Origin of the sequence: Ruegeria sp. PrR005, assembly GCF_010500245.1 — a bacterium.
Lineage (GTDB): Bacteria > Pseudomonadota > Alphaproteobacteria > Rhodobacterales > Rhodobacteraceae > Ruegeria_B > Ruegeria_B marisflavi.
In genome coordinates, this window is the sequence record NZ_JAAGOX010000056.1 from 96,087 (window position 1) to 114,582 (window position 18,496).

At 65.1% G+C, this 18,496-nt stretch carries 18 protein-coding genes; 12 read left to right on the plus strand and 6 right to left on the minus strand.

All coding sequences use genetic code 11. The features are described 5' to 3' along the window. Nucleotides 1-31 precede the first annotated feature (31 nt). A complete protein-coding gene (locus tag G0P99_RS22915) occupies nt 32-976 on the minus strand; it encodes a tripartite tricarboxylate transporter substrate binding protein (RefSeq protein ID WP_164132818.1) in 945 nt (314 codons plus the stop codon). A 169-nt stretch (nt 977-1,145) separates the two neighbouring features. On the opposite strand from G0P99_RS22915, the gene G0P99_RS22920 reads away from it, so the two are divergent. Beyond that, nucleotides 1,146-1,913 (plus strand): IclR family transcriptional regulator, encoded by a 768-nt coding sequence (locus G0P99_RS22920; protein WP_164132819.1) that lies wholly within the window; start codon nt 1,146-1,148, stop codon nt 1,911-1,913. On the opposite strand, the gene G0P99_RS22925 is transcribed toward G0P99_RS22920, so the two are convergent. Continuing rightward, the gene (locus G0P99_RS22925) at nt 1,901-2,596 is read right to left on the minus strand and encodes an FkbM family methyltransferase (RefSeq protein WP_164132820.1); all 696 of its coding nucleotides are present in this window, start codon (nt 2,594-2,596) and stop codon (nt 1,901-1,903) included. The genes G0P99_RS22920 and G0P99_RS22925 overlap by 13 nt on opposite strands. A gap of 164 nt (nt 2,597-2,760) precedes the next feature. Then, entirely contained in the window at nt 2,761-3,636 is an 876-nt protein-coding gene (locus G0P99_RS22930) for a LysR family transcriptional regulator (protein ID WP_164132821.1), read from the minus strand. A 105-nt stretch (nt 3,637-3,741) separates the two neighbouring features. On the opposite strand from G0P99_RS22930, the gene G0P99_RS22935 reads away from it, so the two are divergent. Continuing rightward, nucleotides 3,742-3,957, plus strand: a complete 216-nt coding sequence (locus G0P99_RS22935; protein ID WP_164132822.1) for a hypothetical protein — start codon at nt 3,742-3,744, stop codon at nt 3,955-3,957. Nucleotides 3,958-4,126: 169 nt separating this feature from the next. Here the strand turns inward: G0P99_RS22935 and rpe are convergent, their stop codons facing one another. Continuing rightward, nucleotides 4,127-4,816 (minus strand): ribulose-phosphate 3-epimerase, encoded by a 690-nt coding sequence (rpe, locus tag G0P99_RS22940; protein ID WP_164132823.1) that lies wholly within the window; start codon nt 4,814-4,816, stop codon nt 4,127-4,129. 174 nt (nt 4,817-4,990) lie between these two features. On the opposite strand from rpe, the gene phnC reads away from it, so the two are divergent. The 10 genes from phnC to G0P99_RS22990 all read left to right on the plus strand — a co-directional run bounded on the left by phnC (nt 4,991) and on the right by G0P99_RS22990 (nt 14,122). Next, a complete protein-coding gene (gene phnC, locus G0P99_RS22945) occupies nt 4,991-5,812 on the plus strand; it encodes a phosphonate ABC transporter ATP-binding protein (RefSeq protein ID WP_164132824.1) in 822 nt (273 codons plus the stop codon). Between the two features lie 61 nt (nt 5,813-5,873). Then, nucleotides 5,874-6,776 carry a phosphonate ABC transporter substrate-binding protein gene (phnD, locus tag G0P99_RS22950; protein ID WP_164132825.1) on the plus strand — a complete coding sequence of 301 codons (903 nt, stop codon included), beginning with the start codon at nt 5,874-5,876 and terminating at the stop codon, nt 6,774-6,776. A gap of 66 nt (nt 6,777-6,842) precedes the next feature. Next, the gene (gene phnE, locus G0P99_RS22955) at nt 6,843-7,724 is read left to right on the plus strand and encodes a phosphonate ABC transporter, permease protein PhnE (protein ID WP_164132826.1); all 882 of its coding nucleotides are present in this window, start codon (nt 6,843-6,845) and stop codon (nt 7,722-7,724) included. Continuing rightward, nucleotides 7,721-9,091, plus strand: a complete 1,371-nt coding sequence (gene phnE, locus G0P99_RS22960; RefSeq protein ID WP_164132827.1) for a phosphonate ABC transporter, permease protein PhnE — start codon at nt 7,721-7,723, stop codon at nt 9,089-9,091. The genes phnE (G0P99_RS22955) and phnE (G0P99_RS22960) overlap by 4 nt, the downstream gene beginning before the upstream one ends. Nucleotides 9,092-9,111: 20 nt before the next feature. Further along, entirely contained in the window at nt 9,112-9,726 is a 615-nt protein-coding gene (locus tag G0P99_RS22965) for a chloramphenicol acetyltransferase (protein ID WP_164132903.1), read from the plus strand. A 99-nt stretch (nt 9,727-9,825) separates the two neighbouring features. Further along, entirely contained in the window at nt 9,826-10,830 is a 1,005-nt protein-coding gene (locus tag G0P99_RS22970) for an AraC family transcriptional regulator (RefSeq protein WP_164132828.1), read from the plus strand. Between the two features lie 83 nt (nt 10,831-10,913). Further along, a complete protein-coding gene (locus tag G0P99_RS22975; protein ID WP_164132829.1) occupies nt 10,914-11,924 on the plus strand; it encodes a DUF1214 domain-containing protein in 1,011 nt (336 codons plus the stop codon). 84 nt (nt 11,925-12,008) lie between these two features. Continuing rightward, entirely contained in the window at nt 12,009-12,749 is a 741-nt protein-coding gene (locus G0P99_RS22980; protein ID WP_164132830.1) for a porin family protein, read from the plus strand. Nucleotides 12,750-12,808: 59 nt separating this feature from the next. Beyond that, on the plus strand, nt 12,809-13,663 hold the full coding sequence (locus G0P99_RS22985; RefSeq protein WP_164132831.1) for a 2-dehydro-3-deoxygalactonokinase: 855 nt from the start codon (nt 12,809-12,811) through the stop codon (nt 13,661-13,663). Nucleotides 13,664-13,717: 54 nt separating this feature from the next. Next, nucleotides 13,718-14,122 carry a thioesterase family protein gene (locus G0P99_RS22990; protein WP_164132832.1) on the plus strand — a complete coding sequence of 135 codons (405 nt, stop codon included), beginning with the start codon at nt 13,718-13,720 and terminating at the stop codon, nt 14,120-14,122. Here the strand turns inward: G0P99_RS22990 and gph are convergent. Beyond that, the gene (gene gph / locus G0P99_RS22995; RefSeq protein WP_164132833.1) at nt 14,104-14,760 is read right to left on the minus strand and encodes a phosphoglycolate phosphatase; all 657 of its coding nucleotides are present in this window, start codon (nt 14,758-14,760) and stop codon (nt 14,104-14,106) included. The genes G0P99_RS22990 and gph overlap by 19 nt on opposite strands. 200 nt (nt 14,761-14,960) lie before the next feature. Next, nucleotides 14,961-18,365 (minus strand): indolepyruvate ferredoxin oxidoreductase family protein, encoded by a 3,405-nt coding sequence (locus G0P99_RS23000; protein WP_164132834.1) that lies wholly within the window; start codon nt 18,363-18,365, stop codon nt 14,961-14,963. Nucleotides 18,366-18,496: the final 131 nt, after the last annotated feature.

An 18,496-nucleotide genomic window follows, 5' to 3' on the forward strand; every position in this document is an offset into this window, starting at 1 on the left:
ACCGGGGCAGGGCGCCCCGGTCCGGTCACGGTTATTCCAGCAGGCCGCCGATACGGGCCATGGTGGCGATGTCATTCTCGATGCGCGCGGCGCTGTCGCCCGCGTCCTGCCAATAGACCAGCGCGCCGGTCTCCTTGGCGACGGTCTGGGCACGCTCGCTCATCATCGATTCCTTGGCGACGGCGACGATCTTGTCGCGCACGTCCTGCGGCGTGTCCTTGGTCACGAAGAGGCCGTTCCACAGCGCGATGTTCAGATCGGGATCAAGCTCGCCGATGGCGGGCGCATCCGGCACCAGCGGGATACGCTGGTCGGTGATCGAGGTCAGCACCTTGACGCTGTCGAGGCAGGGCAGGATCAGTTGCAGCGTGGTGTTGATCACATCCGCATCGCCCGAGGCCAGCGTGTTGCAGTCGAGCGCGTCAAAGGCCGCGTCCGAACCCCATTCGAAACCGGCATTCTTGGCGAACGCCTTGGTAACCTGCGTCGGCGTCAGCACATCGCCGAAATGGCCCAGCGCCACGTCGTTGGATTTGGCGTATTCGGCCAGCTCCGCCATGCTGCTATAGGGCGCGTCGCCCGAGGTGGCGATGACAAAGGGATAGGTCAGGAAAATCCCCAGCGGATCGAATTTCGCAGGCGTCAGCGGCGCGATGTCGATCTGGTGGCCCATCACCGGCACCCCGATCACGAAAGATCCGATGGTATAGCCGTCGGCAGGGGCATTGGCGACCTCGATGGCGCCCGGGAAGGGGCCGCCGCCACCACCGGGCTTGTTCACCACCGCCGCCGCGACACCGTACTTGTTCTGGAAATCCTCGGCGATCATGCGGGTCAGCACGTCTTCCAGGTCACCCGGCGGCCAGGGCACGATGAAGTTCACCGGCTTCTCGGGATATTCGGCCAGCGCCGCTCCGGCGCTCAGCGCGACGGCCGCAGTGGCCAGCGCGCCTGCAATCTTGGTCTTGATCGTCATGTGGTCCTCCCAGTTCCTATCTTTGTATCTGTCGGTTCATTATGTGAACCTGTGGTTTAAATACAGATTGACAGGCCGGACTACCATCTGTCAACTGTTTCTGCGAAAAGGCGCCCTGAATTTGTGGGGTTGCCCGGATCGCGGGCAGGACAGGGGCGGAAAACGGCGGATGGGTACGGTCACCAAGGCATTGTCACTGTTGGGGTTGTTCAGTCACACCCGGCTCGAAATGGGCCTGAGCGAACTGACCCGCCTGTCCGGCATGAACAAGGCTACCGTCTACCGGATGATGAGTGAATTGCAGGCCGCCGGATTCGTGGAACAGCTCGACGGCGACCGCGCTTACCGTCTGGGATCGGAACTTTTGCGCCTGGCGGCGCTGCGCGAGGCGGCGGTGCCGCTGCTGTCGGTCTCGCGCGAGGTGCTGCGCCACCTTTGCGAGGTGACGGGTGAAACCTCGCATATGTCCTTGCAGCGCGACGGCCGCCTGACCACGCTGACTCACGCCTACAGCTCGCGCCACGGCACCCGCGTGGCGATGGAGGATGCCGAGATCCTGTCATTCCACGCCACCGGTTCGGGCCTGGCCTATCTCGCCTTCGCCGCGCCGGGCTTCGCCGACGAGGTACTGGCCGGTCCGCTGACCCGCCATACGCCCGAGACCGAAACCGATCCCGACCGCCTGCGCGCCGCGCTGGACGAGGCGCGCCGGACCGGTATCGCGGAATCGGTGGGCGGGTTCGAGGCGGACGTGCATTCCCATGCCGCGCCGATATTCGGCCCTGACCAGATCCCGATCGGCGCCCTGGCTGTGGCCGCCCCGGTGTCGCGCATGACGCCCGAGCTGAAAACGCTGATCCGGGCCGAGGTCAAGTCCTCGGCCCTGGCGCTGACCCAGCGTATCGGCGGGTTCTGCCCGGCGGCCTACCCGGCCTGACCGCGCACACAGGTCCAGACGGTGCGGGTCGATTTTTCCTCGACCCGCTGAAATCCCGCCTCGGTCAGGATCGCCTTGCATTCGCGCATCCCCTCGACGCCATAGGCCTCGGGGTGAAACTCCAGCACCACGGCGCGGAACTGGCCCAGGTCGGCATGGCGCAACAGCTCCAGCTCGCCACCTTCGATATCCATGATCAGAACGGTCGCGCCGGTCTCGCCGCAAACGGCGGCGAAATCGGCGGTGGGCACATCGACCACGGTCGAGGGCCGCGCGGCGGGGTTCAGCAGCGACGAGCCCAGATAGCTGCTGCGCACGTGAAACGGCATGCTCTCGGGCCGGTCCGGGGCGCTGATCAGGATCTGGTTGCGCAAGGCGATCCGGCCGCCCAGACCGTTGAGCGCATAAAGCGCCTCGATCTCAGGCACCAGTTCGGGATTGGCCTCGAACGAGGTCACCGCCTGCGGTTTTGCGTTCTGCGCCACCACCGCGCCGACGATGCCAAGACCCGCGCCAATCTCCAGCACCCGGTCCTCGGCGCCGGTGACGTGCAGCGCGCCCGCGATCTCCTGCCCCTCATAGCGGGCGGCATTGATCCGTTCGATCCTTGTGTCGTTGAGAAATCGGGATGCGGGCACCTTGACCCCCAGACATTCAGCGGCGACGGAAACTGTATCGGGCACTGCCTTGCCTCACTTGTTATCTTGTTCAGCCTGTATCCTGAGCAGCGGGCAGCAAAAAGGCAAGGCCCGACCGGCAGCGCCCGCGGCAAGGCCGGACGCCTCCGGCGGGAGTATTTTTGACCAGAAAGAAGCCTGAAGCGGAAAAAAGTGACCGGGAAGGGTGCCTAGCGATAGATCGCGGCATAGCGCGGTGCAAAGAAGCGGACGAAGGTCTTGACCTCGGGCCGGGTCCAGGCCTGGGGCGAGACCAGCAGCAGATGCGGCAGCGATAGCTCCTCGATCGGCCCGAAACAGCGGACATAGGCGGGATCGTCGCCCACCAGGCGCAGGTTGACCAGGCCCAGCCCGTGCCCGGCGCGGATCGCGGCATGGACAAGGTCGATCTCGGAATGGGTCTGCACGATCTGTTCCGGCGCGACATGCCGGGCCAGCCAGTCATGCAGGCGCGGTGGTACCCCCTGCCGTTTGAAGCTGATGAAGCGATGCCCGTGCAGCGCCTCGGGCGATGCGGGCAGACCGTGTTTCTCGGCATAGGAGGGGGCGCCGAACAGACCCCATTGCGCAGTGCTGATCCGGCGGCAGATCAGATCCGGGTCAGGGTCGCTGAGCGCCAGCCGCAGCGCGATATCGGCCTCGCCGGTTTTGAGATCCAGCACGCGGACATCCGGCAGGAATTCAAAGGCGATGTCAGGATGCGCCTGCGCATAGGTGCTGAAGATGGCGTGAACGCGCGGCGACAGGTTGCCGCCATAGGCGGTGATCCGGATCGGGCGCGGATGCGCCAAGGCGGCGGCCTGCTCGGCCAGGGTATCGACCGCCGCCTCGACCGCCTCGGCCAGCGGCAGGAGTCTTTGGGCTGCCTGGGTCGGGTGAAAGCCACGCGTGTCGCGGTCGAACAGGATCAGCCCGGTCTCATGTTCCAGCGCATCTATCCGACGCGCCACCGTCGGCTGCGCCAGGCCCAACTGGCGGGCAGCGGCCAGGGTCGATCCCTGCCGCATGACGGCGAGGAAGACAGGCAGGTTGGACCAGTCGCGCAAACCGCTCTTCATATTTGTAGAACAGCACAAAATCGCGCCGGATACCAGCAGAGGGGCAGGGCGGGCTATCCTGATCCCGTCTTCCGCATCGCAAGGTTCAGGTCTATGATCATCTCCAGCCTTCCCTTCCCCGTTTTCAGAAACCCCCTTTCGGATTGGTTCCGGCGCCCGACGAAAACCGGCTCGTCAAAACCGGACAGCGTTCAGGCGCAGCGGTCCCGCAGGGAGTTTCTTGACGAGATGCTGACCCGGTCGCCGGACTCGTTTTCCAGCGCCTACGATATCGAGGCGGCAATGCTGATGTTCCCCGACCGTTTCTGACGGTTCCGTCCAGGGTGTTCTCCCGCGCCCGCGCAGGCCCGGCTTTGCCGGACCTGCGGGCGGCCTTGGGCCGCGCGCCGCGCGGATGCGCGGCGCCGGGCCCAACGGGAGGAGGTGTTTTCGTCAGAAAACATCGACGACGGGCGGGAGCGCCCGCTGGCCTGAAGGGTCAGGCCCAGACGCCCTCGGCGGCGGCGCGGATTTCGCGGATGTTCTGTCCATAGACGCCCGGATTGTCGACCGAACCGCCCCGGAACACCGCCGATCCCGCCACCAGCACATCGGCCCCGGCCTGCGCCACCAGCGGCGCGGTTTTCGGGTCCACACCGCCGTCGATCTCGATATGCACCGGCCGGTCGCCGATCATCTCGCGCAGGCGCGCGATCTTGGCGGTCATGTCGATGAATTTCTGCCCGCCAAAGCCGGGGTTCACCGTCATCACGCAGATGAGGTCGGTGAGATCCAGCAGATGTGCCACCGCCTCGGCCGGGGTGCCGGGGTTCAGCGCCACGCCCGCCTTCATCCCCGCGCCGCGGATCGCCTGCAAGGTGCGGTGGATATGCGGCCCGGCCTCGACATGCGCGGTCAGCACATCTGCGCCTGCATCGGCATAGGCGTCGATATAGGGATCGACCGGCGCAATCATCAGATGCACGTCCATCACCGTCTTCACATGCGGACGGAACGCCTTGACCGCCATCGGGCCAAAGGTCAGGTTCGGCACGAAATGGCCGTCCATCACGTCCACATGCACCCAGTCGGCGCCCTCGGCCTCGATGGCGCGGATCTCGGCGCCGAAATTGGCGAAATCGGCGGACAGGATCGACGGGGCGATCTTGATCTTGCGGTCAAAGCTCATGGCGGCCTCACGGTGGATTGCAGAGTCGCCCGCCCTATACAGGCTCTGCCCCCCGATGGGTAGGGTCAGGCGCCCAGGGCGGCGCGGGGCGCGTTACAAAACTTTCACCCCCCTGACATATCGGCTTCGTCTGGCAGGCTTAGCAAGCGCCCTCAACAAGACCGGGGGAAAGACGTGCTGCGGATCGACAAACTGACCAAACGGTTCGGCGACAATATCGCGGTGAATGCCGCGACGCTGGATGTGGACAAGCCCTGCATGATCGGCATCATCGGTCGCTCGGGCGCCGGGAAATCGACGCTGTTGCGGATGATCAACCGGCTGAGCGACGCCAGCGACGGCCGCATCCTGTTTCAGGGTCGCGACATCACCCGCCTGCGCGGCGCCGAAAAACGCGCCTGGCAGGCGCAATGCGCGATGATCTTTCAACAGTTCAACCTGGTGCCGCGCATGGATGTGGTCTCGAACGTGCTGCACGGCACGCTCAATCGCCGCTCGACGCTGGCCACCATGTTCAACCTCTACCCGACCGAGGATATCCACCGCGCCATCGACATTCTCGACCGGCTCGGCATCGCCGCCCATGCGGCCAAGCGGGCCGAGGCGCTGTCGGGCGGCCAGCAACAGCGGGTCGCCATCGCCCGCGCCCTGATGCAGGACCCGGCGATCATCCTGGCCGACGAACCCATCGCCTCGCTCGACCCGATGAACGCGCAGGTGGTCATGCAGTCCCTGCGCCGCATCCACGAGGAGGACGGCCGCACCGTCATCGCCAACCTGCATACGCTCGATACCGCGCGCCGCTATTGCGACCGCGTCGTCGGCATGCGCGACGGGCGCATCGTGTTCGACGGCTTGCCCGAACAGCTCACCACCGGCGTCGCGCGCGAGATCTATGGCGCCGATGCCAGCTTTTCCGAGGCCGCGACCTCGACCGAGATCGACACGCTCGATGCGGCGCAGGACGCCCTCTATCGGGCCGAGGCCGCGATCTGACCCTATCCACCGCAATCCCGGCCTTGGGATGGGCCGGACCAACCAACCGGAGAGACCAAAGATGAAAAAGCTTGTTGCCGTCCTGGCGGCCACCACCGCCCTTGCCACCCCGGCGCTGGCGCAGGAGATCACCGAATTCCGCATCGGCATCCTCGGCGGCGAGAACGCCCAGGACCGTCTGAATTCCAACGAATGCTTGCGCGAAAAGGCCGAGGATCTGCTGGGCGTCGAGACCAAGCTGTTCGCCCCCGCCGACTATAACGGCGTCATTCAGGGCCTCTTGGGCGGCACCATCGACATGGCCTGGCTGGGCGCCTCGGGCTATGCCAAGACCTATCTCAGCGACCCCGAAGCGGTCGAGCCGATCCTGGTCAAGGTCAACAATGACGGCGGCTACGGCTATTACTCGATCGGGTTCGCCCGCAAGGACAGCGGCATCACCTCGCTGGCGGACATGAAGGGCAAGGTCTTCGGCTTCGGCGATCCGAACTCGACCAGCGGCTTCCTGATCCCCTCGATCGAGATCCCGCAGGAAACCGGCGCCACCATGACCTCGGGCGATTACTTCGGCGAGGTCAAGTTCACCGGCGGCCACGAACAGACCATCGTCGCGGTCAGCAATGGCGAGGTTGACGGCGGCGTGACCTGGGCCGACGGTCTGGGCGCATGGGAAGACGGGTTCAACTCGGGCGCCCTGCGCAAGGCGGTCGATGCCGGTCTGGTCGACATGAACGACTTGGTGCAGATCTGGCAGTCGAAACCCATCCCCGAAGGCCCGTTTGTCGTCCGCAAGGCGCTGCCTGCCGACGTCAAGGTCAAGATGACCGGCCTCCTGGCCTCGCTCAAGTCGATGGACGAGGAGTGCGCCTATGGCGTGCTCCAGGGCGATGCCAAGGGCTTCATGCCGATCACCCATGACGCCTACGAGGTGATCATCGAGGCGCGCAAGCTCAAGTCGAACTGATCCGGGTTCATTACTTCAGGCGGGGTCCGCGCCAAGCGGACCCCGTTCCTGCATCGGGAGCATTCCATGACAGACCTGACCGCCGGGCAAAGCGACCTGGCACGCATCCGCGAAGACTACACCGCGCTGACCCGGCGCAAACGGGTCTATGGCGGTATCCTCCTGATCCTCTTCGTGTCCTTGATGGCGGCCGGGTTCCGTACCGCCGACGACCGCAACGCCGGCGGGTTCGTCGACGGCTGGCGGCGCATCCTCGATTACCCGGCCGAGGTGCTGTCCGAGGCGCTGGAGAAATCGGCGCAACTGCCCGCCCATCTGGTGCATTTCCTGCCCGCGCTGGTCGAGACGCTGAACATCGCCGCCGCCGCTACCCTGTTGGGCACCCTGGGCGGTACCGTTCTGGCGCTCCTCTCGACACGCGGTCTTGCCTATTGGCCGCGCCTCATCCCGCTCTTTCGCCGCATCGCCGATATCTGCCGCGCGGTGCCCGAGATCGTCATCGCGCTGGTGCTGATCTTCGTCCTTGGCGGCGGCCCGGTGCCCGCGATGATCGCCATCGCCATCCACACCGCCGGGGCGCTGGGCAAGCTTTTCTCCGAGGTTGCCGAGAATGTCTCGCTGAAACCGGTCGAGGGGCTGGAATCCACCGGCGCCAACTGGGCGCAGCGGATGTATCTGGGCGTCATCCCGCAGGTCGGCCCCAATTTCGTCAGCTACGCGCTCCTGCGGTTTGAAATCAACATCCGCGCCTCGGCCATCCTCGGCTTTGTCGGGGCGGGCGGCATCGGCTATGAGCTGCGCAATGCCATGTCCTGGGGGCAGGGACGCTATGACGAGGCGGCGGCGATCTTCCTTCTTCTCTTTGTCACCATCGTCGCGGTGGATCAGCTCTCGGACCGCCTGCGCGCCCGGCTGACCCATGGCGCCCGGGCAGGAGCCACGACATGAGCACCGCCACTACCGATCTGGACCTGATCCACCTGAAACATCAGGCCGACCGTCTTTTCACCCGCAAGCGGCTGCTGGGCTTTGGCCTGCCTGCGCTGGTGCTGGCCTATCTGGCCTATATCGTTTTCGCCTTCGACGTGCTGGGGCTGGCGGCGCGCGCGAACTGGGACAACGGCCGCACGCTGGTTGCCGACAGCTACAGCTACAAGACCCATGTCACCCGCGACAACCGCACGGGCGCGGTGTCCGTCGCGGTCGAGGGCGAGCGCAAGGGCATATGGCCCGAAGGGCAGGCGCCTGACTGGGTCAGGCTGGGCGAGACCACGGTGATCGACCTCACGGGCGGCCATATCGTCCGCTTCGGGCCTGAAACGGTGGAATACGATATCCCCGGCTATGGCACCCTGCGCGCCGCCCCGACCCGAGGGCAGGGCGTGGTCACCGAACTGCCGCCGGGCGATCTGCCCGACTGGATCAACCAGTCGAATAACCGCATCACCGTCACCACCGAGGCCGGGCGCCTGACCGTGACCCGCAACCGGTCCGAAGTCTTCCGCTACTTCGCCGGGTGGGAACTGTTCTGGTTCACCCTCGACAGCCCCTATCACGGTCTGTCCCCCGCCGAGCTGGCCCGCCGCGCGGCACAGGGCGAGGCGGGCGCGATCTGGCACGATTTCTGGAACAATACCATGTGGCGGCACGGCGACGTGGCCTGGGCCATTGGCGAGACCATCCTGATGGCTTTTCTCGGCACATTTGGTGCCACCATCATCGCCCTGCCACTGGCCTTTCTTGCCGCGCGCAACTTCAACTCGCTGGCGCCGGTCCGCTTTGCGGTGCGCCGCGTCTTCGACTTCGTGCGCGGAGTTGACGCGCTGATCTGGACCGTGGTGCTGGCCCGCGCCTTCGGCCCCGGCCCGCTGACCGGCGCGCTGGCGATCCTGGTCACCGACAGCGGCACCTTCGGCAAGATCTTCTCCGAGGCGCTGGAAAACGTCGATGCCAAGCAGATCGAGGGCGTGCAATCCACCGGCGCCAATGCCGCGCAGCGCTACCGCTTTGGCGTGATCCCGCAGATCACCCCGGTGCTGCTCAGCCAGGTGCTCTATTTCCTCGAATCCAACACCCGCAGCGCCACCATCATCGGCGCCATCACCGGCGGCGGCATCGGCCTTCTCCTGACCCAGGCGATCATCACCCAGAAGGACTGGGAAGAGGTCGCCTATTACATCCTGCTCATCGTGCTAATGGTCATGCTGATGGACTGGTTTTCGGGCTGGCTGCGCGCCCGCCTGATCCGGGGCCAGACGGCAAAGCCGCGCAAACCGCGCGGCAATCCTGAACCCGAACCGTTCTTCCTGCCGTGAACCGCCGGAGTGCCCGCAACATAGCCCGTCTCAGCGCCGACACCCCCTATCTGCATCCCGGTTGCCAGATCACCGGCAGCCGCTTTGGCGCCTATGTCGAGATCGGCGCCGATACCCGCCTGACCAACACCACATGGGGCGATTACAGCTATTGCGACCGCACCTGCGACATCGCCAATGCCCGCATCGGCAAGTTCGCCAATATCGCCAGCTTCACCCGCATCGGTGCCACCGATCATCCGATGGAAAAGGCCTCGCTGCACCATTTCCTCTATCGCTCGGCCGATTACTGGGACGATGCCGAGCGCGATGCCGACTGGTTCGCCCATCGCGCCGGTCGCATCGCCACCATCGGCCATGATACCTGGATCGGTCATGCCGCGATCATCAAGCCCGAGGTCACCATCGGCCATGGCGCAGTCGTCGGCTCGGGCAGTGTCGTGACCAGGGATGTGGCGCCCTATACGATTGTCGGCGGCAATTCCGCGCGACTGATCCGCCGCCGTTTCCCCGAGGATGTAACCGAACGAATGATGGCGCTGGCCTGGTGGGACTGGGACCATGCCCGCCTGCGCGCCGCGCTGCCCGATTTCCGCAGCCTGCGGGCCGAGGCATTTCTGGAGAAACACGCCTGATCCGCTGACGCGGGCCGCTCTCACAAACGCGTGACCTGCGCCCGCTATTGCGGCACACTCGGATCAACGCCCCGTGCGGCGCGTCCATCCGGGAGAGACATGCTCAGACCCTTCATCTCGTCGCGCACGCTGCATGGCCTTGACGCAGGGCTGGCGCAGAATATCGGTCGCGCCACCGCCCGGCGCGCACTGGCGGAATGCGACCTGCCCGCCGACGCACTCGACAATCCACGCTTCTATGTCTGCCAACTGAAGGTAATGCGTTACCTCGACCGAATTTCCCGGCTATCCGGCGATGACAATGCGCTGTTTGCGCTGGGACCGTTCGCCAGTGTTGGCAGCTACGGGCTTTTCGGCGACTACGTAACCTCAGCTACCACCTTTGGCGAGGCCCTGCGCCTGACCCGCGATCTGATGCAATATCACGTCTCGCTGGACCGGCTGTCCATGGGGCAAACCTGCGAAGGGTTCCGCATCACCTATCACGCCGCCATCCGAAACGCCGAAAGCTATTGGCACTACGCCCCGCTTGCCTTGGGCGTTGTCCTCAGCATCGCGGCCCCCTACATCGGCAACCGCTACCGCCGGGCCGTGTTGCTGAACCTCCCGAAACCGCGCAAAGTCACGCCTTACGAGGCGTACTTCGGCTGTGATGTTCTGTTCGATCAGCCCGAACTGGTTCTGCTATTGGAGCCCGAGGCCGAATATGCCCGGCGGCCCCGCCCCTTGACCAGCGCCGTTACGCTGGCCGATGTCGCGCGCGACGCCTTTGGCTCGGCGCCACAGACTCTTGTCGAGACGGTCCGGGCGCTGGTGCGTGCGAATCTGACGGATGACCCCGGGATTGACCGGATAGCGCAACAGCTCGACATGTCCACCCGCACGCTTCGCCGCCGTATCGAGGAACAGGGGACCAGTTTCCGCGATCTTGCCCGCGTGGTGAGGGTGGAAATGGCGCAGGATCTGATCCTGGGTTCGGGGCTGGATCTGGCCGAAATCTCGCAACGGGTCGGCTATTCCCACAGCTCCCATCTGGGTCGCGCCTTTCGCCAGGTTACCGGCATGACCCCATCCGAGGCGCGGGCGGTGCGACCTGACGGGTGATCCGATTGAACTTGGCCGGAAATGGTTACCGGTTGAGGCGCTTTGGTGGCTAGTCTTTCGCCAAACGCAAAGGGAGTACGTTCATGCCGTTTTCCAAACTGGCCATCGCCGCTGCACTGACTTGTATCGGGGCCGCAACAGCGGTGTTTGCCGAATCCGTGCCGGTTACCGTCGACAATTTCGCGCGTGCTGAAACCAACGAGATCATGAAATCTTATGTCGATGCAGTCGGCATCGGAGAATGGGCCCACAACCGGGTGCCGACGCCGCTGGATCAACAGCCGGTGGTGCGGATGAACCGTGACACGCTTTACTCCGCTGCGGTGGTCGACATGAGCACCCCGGTCACCATCGTCAAACCCGACAGCGACCGCTTTCAGTCGATGCTGCTGATCAACGAAGACCATTCGATGATGCCGGCCGTGCACGAGGACGGCACCTTCACCATTCCGCCTTCGCTGGTTGGCACCCGCTATCTGATTGTGGTGATCCGGACCTTTGTCAATCCCAACGACCCCGAGGACGTCAAGGCCGCCAACGCGCTCCAGGACCAGTTGCAGATCGTCCAGCCCGACAAGGGATCATTCGAGATCCCCGACTGGGATCCCGAAAGCCTGGCCCGCGTCCGCGACGCGATCAAGGTGCTGGGCAGCACCCGCACCGACACCAACCCCTATTTCGGGCAAAAGAGGCTCTTGAACCCGCTCTATCACCTGATCGGCACCGCTCTCGGCTGGGGCGGCAATCCGCCCGAAGCCGCAGTCTACAAAACGGTCTTCATCGAGCAAAACGACGGAACGCCCTATACCGTTACGGTCAAGGACGTTCCGGTCGACGGCTTCTGGTCGATCACCGTTTATAATGCCGAGGGCTTCATGGAACCCAACGACCTTGGTGTGAACTCCTATAACAACGTCACCGCAACGCCCAACCAGGACGGTGGCTATACGATCAATTTCGGTGGCTGCGAGGACGGGCGCATCAACTGCATCCCGATCATGCCGGGGTGGAACGCGGTAATCCGCCAGTACCAGCCCCGCCCCGAACTCATCGACGGCAGCTGGCAGTTCCCCGATTTCCAGCCTGCGGGCTGATCCGGCGCACCCCGTGGCGCTTGCTTCGGGGTGCCTCATATGCGACGGTTGGAATGGAACGCCATCGCTTCCCCGGAGACGATCATGAAACCACTGCCTTCCACAGCTTTTGCGCTGGCTTTTGCGGCGGCAACGCCGCTCGCGGCCCAACAATCCAACTGGCAATACGAGGCGACGGTCTATCTCTTCACCGCCGAGACCGAGACCGGCGTCACCACGCCCACCGGCACCATCGAGGGCACCCTCAGCTTCAAGGACGCGCTCGACAATCTCGACTTCGCCTTCATGGGCGCGTTCGGCGCCAGCAACGGCCAGTGGAGCTTTCTGGCCGATTACATGCTGACCGACATCTCCTTTGGCAACCCGACGCCGGGCGGTGCCTTTTCGGGCATCAACACGGCGGCCAAGACGCAGGTGCTGAACGCCTATGCCGCCTACCGCGTGCACCAGACGCCCGATCTCGCCGTCGACCTTGCCGCCGGTCTGCGCTGGTTCGACACCCGCACCACGCTGACGGCACTGCCAGGGATCCTGCCGGGGCGTACCGTTGTGGCCAACGACAACTGGGTCGACCCGGTGATCGGCCTGCGCGCCCAGGTCCGGATGTCCGACAAGTGGAGCGGCATCGCCTTCTTCGACTATGGCGGCTTCCAGAGCGACAGCGAAAGCTGGCAGGCGCTGCTCACCGCCGACTACCAGTTGAACGACAACTGGCGGCTGCGGTTCGGTTATCGCCATCTGTCGGTCGATCACACGCTGTCGAACGGCAACGACTACTCGTTCACCCAGTCCGGCCCGGTCTTCGGCGCCACCTACCGGTTCTGACCCGGCTTGGCGCCGCCGCCCGGCTGCCGTAAGAACGGTGTTTTCAGCCGGAGACCGACATGACCAGCGACTGGATTGCCCTCGACTGGACCACCACGCGCCGCCGCCTCTGGGTGATGCGCGGCCGCGACGTGCTAGACGAGGCCGTCGATGACGGCCCGCGCCCCGCCGATGCCGCCTCGATCCTCGCACTTGTGGCCGGACGGCACGCGGGGCAGGGGGTGCCGGTCGTAGCCTGTGGTCCGCTTGGCCCGGTGCGCGACACCGTGCCCTGCATCCCGCTTGCGGGCAGCCTCTGGCAGATCGACCTCGGCGACCCGCGCGTGGCGCTGCATGCGGTGCCGGGGCTGAGACAGGCGCAGCCCGCCGACATGATGCAGGGCGACGAAACCCGCGTTGCCGGGTTCCTGGCGCTGAACCCCGGCTGGGACGGGGTGATCTGCCTGGTGGGCGAAACCAGCCGCTGGGTGCATGTCAGCGCCGGTGAAGTCGTCAGTTTCCGCAGCTTCCTGTTCGGCGCGCTGATCTCGGCGGTGACCGCCGGCACCCAGCTCGGCCGTTGGCTCACCACCTCCGATCTCGACGGCGCCGCCTTTACCGACGCGGTCGCCGATGGCCTCTCGCGTCCCGAACAGGTGCTGGCGCGACTCTGGTCCGCCCATGCCGACGCCACGCTCAGCGCCCTGCCGCCCGAGGTGGCGCGGGCGCGGATCCTCGGCGGCCTGATCGGGGCCGAGCTGGCGGCGACGCGCCCCTTCTGGCTGGGTCAGCAACTGGCGGTGCTGGGCGAAGGCGAGATGCCGCGCCTGCATGTCGACGCGCTGGCCGCCCAGGGGGCGCCCGCTACCCTAGGCGACGCCCCCCGCATGACCCGCGAAGGGCTGATTGCCGCATGGAAGTCGCTGGCGTCTTGAGCCCCGGCAGCGATAGGGGCAAGAGAGACAGATAACCGTCACAAAGGGCGACAGATGAGCTTTACCACCGAAATCGAAGTCCGGTTCAAGCATTGCGATCCGGCCGGCATCGTGTTCTTCCCACGCTATTTCGAAATGATAAACGACGTGGTCGAAGACTGGTTCGCCACCGATCTGGACCTGCCGTTTCACGAGTTGGTCAAGGAAAACGGCGCTCCCACGGCGCAGATCCAGGCCACTTTCACCGCGCCCTCGCTGCATGGTGATGTGCTCACCTTTCGGCTGACGCCCACCCGGATCGGCAATTCAAGCCTCGATTACGAGCTGACCGCTCATTGCGGCGACGAGTTGCGCCTGCGGGCCAACGCCACGCTGGTGCATGTGGCCCGGCTGGGCCGCTCGCTGGCCTGGCCCCAGGCCATCCGCGAGCGGGTCTCGGCTCAGATCGCCAGCGCCTGAGCGACCAGTCCCGGCAGGTCGGCAAAGGCGTCAAAGGCGGCCCGGTGCGGCAGCGCTGAGACCGGGCTCTTGCGATAGCCTTCGGTGTAGAGCAGGAACGGCACGCCCGCATTCTGCGCGGTCTCGGCATCCACCTCGCTGTCGCCGACATAAAGGCGCGGCAGATCCGGCAGGGCGGCAAAACTGGCGTGGAGCATGCCCGGTTCCGGCTTGCGCGTCGGTAGGCTGTCACCGCCGATCACCACGTCAAAGAACCGCGCCAGCCCCAGATCGGCCAGCACCTGTCGCGCCGGTCCTTCGGGTTTGTTGGTGCAGATCCCCAGCGCCGCGCCGTCCCCGGCAAGCCGTTCCAGCGCCGCGACCACCCCGGGATAGGGCACGGTCAGGCTGGAGTTCGAGCGATTGTACTCCTCCAGCGTCGCCGCCGTCAGTTCCGCATGCCGCCCCATGTCGAGCCCGACACGCCCGATCACCTGCGCCACCAGGTTCGGCAACCCCTTGCCGACGAAAGAGGTCACCGTCGCCAGGTCGAGTGGCCCGTGCCCCTCGGCCGCCAGCATCCGGTTGACGGCGGCGGTGATGTCCGGGGCGCTGTCGATCAGCGTGCCGTCCAGGTCGAAAACGATGGCTGCGGTCATGGCATTCTCCGGTTGCGATTGCCGATCCCTGCCTGCTTGGTCCGCGTTGCGCAACCCCTATGTGCGACCCTCGCGGGCCGCACATGCCTCCGGCGGGAGTACTTTGGACCAGAAAGAAGCCACAAGCCGTTACTGCTTCTTTCTGGTGGAAAACACTCCGGGGGGTCTGGGGGGCTGGCCCCCCAGCGGTCAGTGCGGGATCAGCGGGTGCCTAGCAGGCGGGCCGCCTCGGCTCTCGCGCGCTGGGCCGAGGCGATGCGCACGGGGCCGTAGCCGCGGATCTCGTCGGCGGATTCGAGTGCCGCAAGCGCCGTTTCGGGGTCTGTACAAAACGGCACATTCGCCATCAGATCGCTGTACCAAACGGTCAATTCGCGGTGCAATCTGGCCTCGGCGTGATAGCCGAACGGATTGAACCGCGACCCGCGCAGTCCCTTCATCCGCGCAAGTCCCCGCAAGACAGGCGTCATCCAAGGACCAAACGCACGCTTTGCCGGCCGCCCGCGCGCATCGGTTTTCCGGCTCAGAAGCGGCGGCGCCATGTGGTATTTCACCGTGAAATCGCCGTCGAATTTGTCGGCCAGTTCGCGGGTAAACAGATCGGCGGTCATCAGCCGGGCCACTTCGAATTCATCCTTGTAAGCCAACAGCTTGAAGAGGTTTCTTGCGGCCGCGTGCAGCATCTCCTCGCTGGCCTGCGGCATCGCCGCGCGAAAGCTTTGCAACTGGTCGGTGTAGCGCTTGGCATAGGCCGCGTCCTGATACTCGGCCAGAAACGCGGCCCGGCGGGCAACCATTTGATCATAAGTCTCTTTTTCCGACTCAGCCTCGCCGTATCCGTCCAGTCGCGTTGGGTCCGAGGCCATCGCCCGACCCACCGCAAAAGCCAGGCGGTTCTTTTCCACCGCCACGCCATTGAGCAGGATCGCCTGACCCAGAGCGGTCAGGCTGACGGGCACCAACCCCTGCTGCCAGGCGTAGCCCAGCATCATGACATTGGCGAAAACCGCGTCGCCCAGGAGTGTTTCCGCTGCCTCGTTGGCATTGAAACCATTGACATTTTCTGACCCGACCACGGCGGAAATTGCCGTCTCGCGCGTGTCGATCTTCAATTGTGCGTCGCGATGCAGCACCAGATCGCCGGTCGGCATCTCGGCCCGGTTCAGCACAATCTTTGTGCCGTTGCGGTAATGCGCCGAGGCCTTGGGCGCGGAGCTGACCACCATGTCACAGCCGATCACCGCATCCGCGCCACCGGTGTCGATACGCACCTGATTGAGCGCGTCCGGGCGGGCGCCCAGACGTATGTAACTGAGAACAGTGCCGAATTTCTGCGCAAACCCGGTGAAATCCAGCACAGATGCGCCCAGCCCTTCGAGATGGGCGGCCATGGTGATCAGCGCGCCCACGGTAACAACGCCGGTGCCGCCGACCCCGGTGACCAGCAGGTCAAAAGGGTCGGACAGCGCGGGCAGGGTGGGCATGGGCAGGCCGCTTTCCAACTGCTCCAGATCCAGTTTGACCGCGCGCTTGCGCCGGGTGGCGCCCTCGACGGTGACGAAGCTGGGGCAGAATCCGTTCAGGCAGGAGAAATCCTTGTTGCAGGAGCTGAGGTTGATCTTGCGCTTGCGGCCCAGCGGGGTCTCGCGTGGCTCGACGCTGAGACAGTTCGAAGCGACCGAGCAGTCGCCGCAGCCCTCGCAGACCAGATCGTTGATCCAGGCAAAGCGCTTGGGGTCTTCGATCTTGCCACGCTTGCGGCGGCGGCGCTTTTCGGTGGCACAGGTCTGTTCGTAGATCAGCACGGTGACGCCCTTGATCTCGCGCAGCTCTTTTTGCACCGGCATCAGCTCGGCCCGGTCGTGGAACGTGGTGCCGGCGGGGAAATCGGCGCGCGAGAATTTCTCGATGTCGTCCGAGACCAGCGCGATGCGCGCGACCCCCTCGGCGCGGCAGGTCTGGGCGATGCCCGAGACGCTGACCGGCCCGTCGACCGGCTGGCCGCCGGTCATCGCAACCGCATCGTTATAGAGGATCTTGTAGGTGATGTTGGTGCCTGCCGCGACAGCCTGCCGGATCGCGAGCGAGCCGGAGTGATACCAGGTGCCTTCGCCCAGGTTCTGGAAAATATGCTTGCCGCCGTTGAACTTGGACGCCACCACATGCGGCACACCCTCGCCGCCCATCTGGGCGTATCCGTCGGTGTCGCGGTTCATCCAACTGGCCATCACGTGACAGCCGATGCCGCTGTTGGCGCGCGAGCCTTCGGGCACCTTGGTCGAGGTATTGTGCGGACATCCCGAGCAGAAATAGGGGGTGCGGGTGGCACCCGGCACCGCGATCACGGGGGGCGGCGTTTCGGTCAGCGCGCGGGCGCGGGAGGGCAGGTTCTCCTCAGGGAAGAACGCATCCAGACGCGCGGCCACCACGGGGGCCAGCATCAGCGGGCTCAGCTCGCCGGTCCAGGGGATCAGCGGCTCGCCTTGTTCGTCGTATTTGCCGACCATCCGGTGCGGTTTGTCGCCCGGCCAGTCATAGAAATACTCCTTGAACTGGCTCTCGATGATGCCGCGCTTTTCCTCGACCACCAGCACCTCCTGCTTGCCGCGCACAAAGCGCAGGGCGTTGCGGCGGGCCAGCGGCCAGACCATGCCGACCTTGTAGATGTCGATGCCAAGCGCGCGGCATTTGGCCTCTTCCAGACCCAAGAGGCGCAGCGCCTCCATCAGGTCGAGATGCCCCTTGCCGGTGGTGACAAAGCCGAAGCGGGCGTTGGGAAGGTCATAGATGCGCCGGTCGATCGGGTTTTCCTCGGCAAAGGCGCGCACGGCGCGCAGCTTGGCTTGGATGCGGATCTCGATCTCGGGGCTGGGCAGGTCGGCGCGTCGGACGTGCAGGCCACCGGCGGGTAGGTCGATCTGCGGCAGGGTGAACTGACGATCCGGGCGCAGCTCGACCGAGCGGCCGCTTTCCACTGTTTCGCTGATCGCCTTGAACCCGACCCAGGTGCCCGAGAAGCGCGACAGCGCCAGGCCATATTCGCCGAATTCCAGGTATTCCTCGACTGAGGCGGGGTTCAGCGTTGGCATGAACCAGGCCATGAAAGCCACGTCGGACTGGTGTGGCATCGAGCTGGAGACGCAGCCGTGGTCGTCGCCCGCCACCACCAGCACACCGCCCTTGGGTGCGCTGCCATAGGCGTTGCCGTGTTTCAGCGCATCGCCCGAGCGGTCCACCCCCGGCCCCTTGCCGTACCACATCGAGAAGATGCCCTCGTGCTGGCAATCGGGGTCCAGCACCGCCTGTTGTGCCCCCAGAACGGCGGTGGCGCCCAGATCCTCGTTCACCGCGGGCATGAAGGTGATGCGATCCTGCTCCAGCCGTGCCTTGGCGCGCCACATTTCCAGATCCAGTCCGCCCAGCGGCGAGCCCCGGTATCCCGAGACGAAGCCCGCGGTGTTCAGCCCGGCGGCGCGGTCGCGGCGGGCCTGATCCATCATGATCCGCACCAGCGCCTGGGTTCCGGTCAAAAACACCCGGCCGGTGATCTGGTCGTAACGGTCCTCCAGCGCATAGCTGCGCAGGGCGGGGGCGGGATGGGTCATCGCGAAATCCTGAAAGAGAGAGGCAAGCGGTAGAATAAGCCCGTCATTTTGAAAATTCTTGCCAGAATGAACTGCATACTCTCGACATGATGGTTATTTTTTCCGATTATTAGCTGAAAATCGAAGGGAAT